Below are 6,734 nucleotides of genomic sequence, written 5' to 3' on the forward strand. Positions count from 1 at the left end.
TTTTTCATGCCTTCTGCAAGACGGGTTTTAGTTCGAAACGGTTCAGCATATAGCCGAACAAAGCAGCCAGGATTTGCTGAAACAGCATTCCAATCACAACCGGAACAGCCACCTGAGACGGAAAGAAAGTGACGGCAAGAACAGCGCCGGCACTGATATTCCTCATGCCTCCCGTAAAAATAAGAGAGACAATTTCCTCCTGCCGCCTTTTCATCATTTTTCCGATAAGCCACGCCGCAGCATACCCGGTTAACGCGATACAAAAAACAGTGACAGCAATCCCTAAAAATCTTAAATCAATCGCTTTGAAATAAGGAGCTATCGCAGAGCTGTTAATCGCAATCACGGCCATCAGGCACAGCTTTGAAAAGGGAGACAGCGTACTGCTCAACGCCGCGGTTCTTTCTGGAGATGACATCTGATTAAACAGCATGCCCAGGAATGAAGGAATCACTACCATCACAATCAGACCCTTCATCATTCCCCAGATATCCATGTGAACCTGGGCACCGGCCAGCACAGAAAGACTCAGCGGAACGATTAACGGCGACAGCACGGTATCAATCAATATGATAGAAAGCGTCAAACCAACATTTCCTTTGTACATTGCAGCCCAAATCAAACTCGTAATTCCTGTAGGAATGACAACAGCTAATGTCAAACCCGTGATCGTTAATGGATCACCTTGAAATATGAGATGTCCGCTGCCCCAGGCGAAAAGCGGCATAAAAATATGAAGAACAAATAATGCAAGAATCATAGGAAGAGGATGCGCCAAGGCGTGTCTTAAAGACTGAAAGTTCGCGCTCAAGCTGCCCGCAAACGTAATAAAAGCAAATATCCAAGGCACTGCGCTTTCATATCCATTTAAAAACTGAGACAGCAGCACGCCAAGCACAACACTAGTCGGTGTCAAAAGCGGCATGACTTTCCCCAATACACGGTTCAGCTTCTGAAGCATCATATACAAGTCCCCTATTAAAAATTTCTTTCTCTCTATTATATCAATGCAGTTCAACCATATGTTATATAAAAAAGCCCAGATCTCATCAATCTGGACTTTCATACTTTTATGCCATCTGTTTCATAAGGGCTTTACTTGCATTATTCAGCCCCTTTAATTCAGCTTCAATTCCTTGCTCTTTAAACTTCGCAACAATTTTATCAAGCGCAGCCGCTCCTGAATCATCCCATACGTGAGCATCGGTCAAGTCAATGACAACTCGCTCGATATCCTCTTGATAGATAAACGCATTCGTAAGATCAGTTACTGACGCAAAAAAGATCTGTCCCTTCACTTGATACGTTCTCAGCTTTTGATCTTCTGCATGAGAAACGATCTTCAGCTTCGAGATTTTGGCTACGAAGAATACGGCACTTAACAGAACACCGACGAATACGCCTTTCGATAAGTCATCCGTCACGACAACCGTAATCACCGTCACAACCATTACAATTGAATCTGTAATCGGCGCTTTTTTCAAGCCTTTTAAAGAAGACCAATCAAATGTGCCGACAGATACCATAACCATAACAGCCACTAACGCAGCCATCGGAATGTTTACAACAACATGACTCAAAACGGCAATTAAAAACATAAGAAAAGCACCGGCAACAAAGGCTGATAACCGTCCGCGGCCGCCCGCTTTTGTATTAATAACAGATTGTCCGATCATAGCGCAGCCCGCCATACCGCCAAAAAATCCAGTGACGATATTCGCGATTCCCTGTCCGCGGCTCTCTTTATTTTTATCACTGTCCGTATCCGTCATTTCATCAATAATCTGTGCTGTCAGCAAAGATTCAAGCAAACCGACAAACGCCAAAGCAATGGAATAAGGAAAAATAATTTTGAGCGTTTCGAAGGTAAACGGAACATCAGGTATTAGAAAATGAGGCAATGAACTAGAGATATTGCCCATATCTCCAACCGTCCGCACATCCACATGGAATGTGACCGCAATAATCGTCATCACAATAATTGCGACAAGCGGAGATGGCACCGCAGTCGTAAACCTAGGCAGTACATAAATAATAACCAATGATCCGGCAAGCATCGCATACATGCTCCAAGATGCACCTTCAAATTGAGGTAGCTGCGCAGAAAAAATCAGAATCGCCAGCGCATTCACAAACCCGATCATCACAGAACGAGGAATGAATTTCATTAATCTCGCAATTTTACTGATGCCTAAGATCACCTGAATAACACCTGTCAAAATGGTGGCCGCAAATAAATACTGAAGCCCGTAATCGGCAACCAGCGACACCATCACAACCGCCATCGAACCAGTCGCAGCCGAAATCATCCCCGGTCTTCCGCCAAAAATAGAAATAATAATGGCAATACAAAATGAAGCATAAAGACCAACCATTGGATCAACGCCGGCAATAATAGAAAAACCAATCGCTTCAGGTATTAAGGCTAACGCCACCAAAATACCAGCAAGAATATCTTTTCGGATATTACCGAACCACTGCTGTTTTAATGTAAAACTATTCAAATATAACGACTCCTTTTTAAAAATAAATCCGCACCGTTTCTGTTGTATTGGGAGCTTAATTATTTTACGGAAGAAAATGAAAAGAAAAACTTTCGGAGAAAAAGGGGAAACGTTGAGTATAGTGTATTGAGGTAAGGAGTTATTATACAAAGAGTATCATAATAAATTTTAATCAAATGTGCAAGGTCAAATGCTTCAGAAAGCTGTGGCATACTATAGCGCATGAAACCGCGGCCTCCATGACCTGCCGAGCCACTCCGATTCCGATGATCGTAACCCCGTTAGAAAAGGCCTGATTTTCATCATACGTATCATCAAACCCCATCGGCACAAGCCTTCCTCCCTTGTCTATTAACGGACAGGCCCAATCAAGCTGATTGCCGATCGCGTCAGAGATCACATCAAACTTTCTTCCTTGATTAATGCGTCTGACCTCATCCTCCGTTAAATCCTGCGGGTGATAAACATAATCGGATAACCGGCGTGCCGCTCAGCATGTTGATCATGCTGGCTATTGTATTGATATTAAAAATACTAGAGAGCTTCAAAAGCCGAAACCTCGAATAAATGAACACCGAGAAAAACGATCAGTACAGATATAAAAAAGACCAGTTCAGCTGAACTGGTCTTTACCTTGCTTGGCGGCGTCCTACTCTCACAGGGGGAAACCCCCGACTACCATCGGCGCTGAAGAGCTTAACTTCCGTGTTCGGCATGGGAACGGGTGTGACCTCTTCGCTATCGCCACCAAACAATTGAGAGTGTTCTCTCAAAACTAGATAACAGGTGTGACATCATTAGAAATTAGGTTAAGTCCTCGATCGATTAGTATCTGTCAGCTCCATGTGTCGCCACACTTCCACCTCAGACCTATCAACCTGATCATCTTTCAGGGATCTTACTTCCTTGCGGAATGGGAAATCTCATCTTGAGGGGGGCTTCATGCTTAGATGCTTTCAGCACTTATCCCGTCCGCACATAGCTACCCAGCGATGCCCTTGGCAGAACAACTGGTACACCAGCGGTGCGTCCATCCCGGTCCTCTCGTACTAAGGACAGCTCCTCTCAAATTTCCTGCGCCCGCGACGGATAGGGACCGAACTGTCTCACGACGTTCTGAACCCAGCTCGCGTACCGCTTTAATGGGCGAACAGCCCAACCCTTGGGACCGACTACAGCCCCAGGATGCGATGAGCCGACATCGAGGTGCCAAACCTCCCCGTCGATGTGGACTCTTGGGGGAGATAAGCCTGTTATCCCCGGGGTAGCTTTTATCCGTTGAGCGATGGCCCTTCCATGCGGAACCACCGGATCACTAAGCCCGACTTTCGTCCCTGCTCGACTTGTAGGTCTCGCAGTCAAGCTCCCTTGTGCCTTTACACTCTGCGAATGATTTCCAACCATTCTGAGGGAACCTTTGGGCGCCTCCGTTACCTTTTAGGAGGCGACCGCCCCAGTCAAACTGCCCACCTGACACTGTCTCCCCGCCCGATAAGGGCGGCGGGTTAGAAGGTCAATACAGCCAGGGTAGTATCCCACCGATGCCTCCACCGAAGCTGGCGCTCCGGTTTCCAAGGCTCCTACCTATCCTGTACAAGCTGTACCAACATTCAATATCAGGCTGCAGTAAAGCTCCACGGGGTCTTTCCGTCCTGTCGCGGGTAACCTGCATCTTCACAGGTACTATAATTTCACCGAGTCTCTCGTTGAGACAGTGCCCAGATCGTTGCGCCTTTCGTGCGGGTCGGAACTTACCCGACAAGGAATTTCGCTACCTTAGGACCGTTATAGTTACGGCCGCCGTTTACTGGGGCTTCAATTCGCACCTTCGCTTACGCTAAGCGCTCCTCTTAACCTTCCAGCACCGGGCAGGCGTCAGCCCCTATACTTCGCCTTACGGCTTCGCAGAGACCTGTGTTTTTGCTAAACAGTCGCCTGGGCCTATTCACTGCGGCTCTCTCGGGCTTGCACCCTAACAGAGCACCCCTTCTCCCGAAGTTACGGGGTCATTTTGCCGAGTTCCTTAACGAGAGTTCTCTCGATCACCTTAGGATTCTCTCCTCGCCTACCTGTGTCGGTTTGCGGTACGGGCACCTCTCACCTCGCTAGAGGCTTTTCTTGGCAGTGTGGAATCAGGAACTTCGCTACTAAATTTCGCTCGCCATCACAGCTCAGCCTTATGGGAAACGGATTTGCCTATTTCCCAGCCTAACTGCTTGGACGCGGATATCCAATACCGCGCTTACCCTATCCTCCTGCGTCCCCCCATTGCTCAAATGGTGAGGAGGTGGTACAGGAATATCAACCTGTTGTCCATCGCCTACGCCTTTCGGCCTCGGCTTAGGTCCCGACTAACCCTGAGCGGACGAGCCTTCCTCAGGAAACCTTAGGCATTCGGTGGAGGGGATTCTCACCCCTCTTTCGCTACTCATACCGGCATTCTCACTTCTAAGCGCTCCACCAGTCCTTCCGGTCTGGCTTCACAGCCCTTAGAACGCTCTCCTACCACTGTTCGAAGAACAGTCCGCAGCTTCGGTGATACGTTTAGCCCCGGTACATTTTCGGCGCAGAGTCACTCGACCAGTGAGCTATTACGCACTCTTTAAATGGTGGCTGCTTCTAAGCCAACATCCTGGTTGTCTAAGCAACTCCACATCCTTTTCCACTTAACGTATACTTTGGGACCTTAGCTGGCGGTCTGGGCTGTTTCCCTTTCGACTACGGATCTTATCACTCGCAGTCTGACTCCCAAGGATAAGTCATTGGCATTCGGAGTTTGACTGAATTCGGTAACCCGGTAGGGGCCCCTAGTCCAATCAGTGCTCTACCTCCAAGACTCTTACCTTGAGGCTAGCCCTAAAGCTATTTCGGAGAGAACCAGCTATCTCCAGGTTCGATTGGCATTTCACCCCTACCCACACCTCATCCCCGCACTTTTCAACGTGCGTGGGTTCGGGCCTCCATTCAGTGTTACCTGAACTTCACCCTGGACATGGGTAGATCACCTGGTTTCGGGTCTACGACCACGTACTCATGCGCCCTATTCAGACTCGCTTTCGCTGCGGCTCCGCATCTTCTGCTTAACCTTGCACGGGATCGTAACTCGCCGGTTCATTCTACAAAAGGCACGCCATCACCCATTAACGGGCTCTGACTACTTGTAGGCACACGGTTTCAGGATCTCTTTCACTCCCCTTCCGGGGTGCTTTTCACCTTTCCCTCACGGTACTGGTTCACTATCGGTCACTAGGGAGTATTTAGCCTTGGGAGATGGTCCTCCCGGATTCCGACGGAATTTCACGTGTTCCGCCGTACTCAGGATCCACTCTGGAGAGAACGAAGTTTTGACTACAGGGCTGTTACCTCCTATGGCGGGCCTTTCCAGACCTCTTCATCTACCTCGTTCCTTTGTAACTCCGTATAGAGTGTCCTACAACCCCAAGAGGCAAGCCTCTTGGTTTGGGCTAATCCCGTTTCGCTCGCCGCTACTCAGGGAATCGCATTTGCTTTCTCTTCCTCCGGGTACTTAGATGTTTCAGTTCCCCGGGTCTGCCTTCTCATATCCTATGGATTCAGATATGGATACCACTCCATTACGAGTGGTGGGTTTCCCCATTCGGAAATCTCCGGATCAAAGCTTGCTTACAGCTCCCCGAAGCATATCGGTGTTCGTCCCGTCCTTCATCGGCTCCTAGTGCCAAGGCATCCACCGTGCGCCCTTTCTAACTTAACCGTTAAAAAGAATCACTATGTGATATCTTGTGTTACTAATTGAATGTGATGTCTACTGTTATCTAGTTTTCAAAGAACACGTTTCGAAGGAATGATCCTTCAAAACTAAACAAGACAGGGAACGTTCTGTTTATAAGACCCAAGGTCTTATATTCCGTAAATATCCTTAGAAAGGAGGTGATCCAGCCGCACCTTCCGATACGGCTACCTTGTTACGACTTCACCCCAATCATCTGTCCCACCTTCGGCGGCTGGCTCCATAAAGGTTACCTCACCGACTTCGGGTGTTACAAACTCTCGTGGTGTGACGGGCGGTGTGTACAAGGCCCGGGAACGTATTCACCGCGGCATGCTGATCCGCGATTACTAGCGATTCCAGCTTCACGCAGTCGAGTTGCAGACTGCGATCCGAACTGAGAACAGATTTGTGGGATTGGCTTAACCTCGCGGTTTCGCTGCCCTTTGTTCTGTCCATTGTAGCACGTGTGTAGCCCAGGT

The 6,734-nt window shown here is 48.3% G+C and carries 2 protein-coding genes, 3 rRNA genes and 1 pseudogene (1 of these 6 cut by a window edge); all 6 read right to left on the reverse strand.

What is annotated here, in order from left to right; translation table 11 throughout:
• Positions 1–4 precede the first annotated feature (4 nt).
• Positions 5–925, reverse strand: coding sequence for a bile acid:sodium symporter family protein (locus tag ACQVGS_RS21135; protein ID WP_083510113.1), 921 nt, complete (start codon positions 923–925; stop codon positions 5–7).
• Positions 926–1,070: 145 nt separating this feature from the next.
• Positions 1,071–2,504: a SulP family inorganic anion transporter gene (locus ACQVGS_RS21140; protein ID WP_059352999.1), complete on the reverse strand. Its 1,434-nt coding sequence runs from the start codon at positions 2,502–2,504 to the stop codon at positions 1,071–1,073.
• A gap of 217 nt (positions 2,505–2,721) precedes the next feature.
• Positions 2,722–2,994: pseudogene (locus ACQVGS_RS21145) on the reverse strand (zinc-dependent alcohol dehydrogenase); the annotation flags it as partial.
• Positions 2,995–3,140: 146 nt separating this feature from the next.
• Positions 3,141–3,256: ribosomal RNA gene (rrf, locus tag ACQVGS_RS21150) — 5S ribosomal RNA — on the reverse strand.
• Between the two features lie 53 nt (positions 3,257–3,309).
• Positions 3,310–6,237 (reverse strand): 23S ribosomal RNA (locus ACQVGS_RS21155).
• Between the two features lie 169 nt (positions 6,238–6,406).
• Positions 6,407–6,734 (reverse strand): 16S ribosomal RNA (locus tag ACQVGS_RS21160) (it continues 1,222 nt past the right edge of the window).
• Together the 16S, 23S and 5S rRNA genes form the textbook arrangement of a ribosomal RNA operon.

Source organism: Bacillus sp. SD127, from assembly GCF_058566445.1.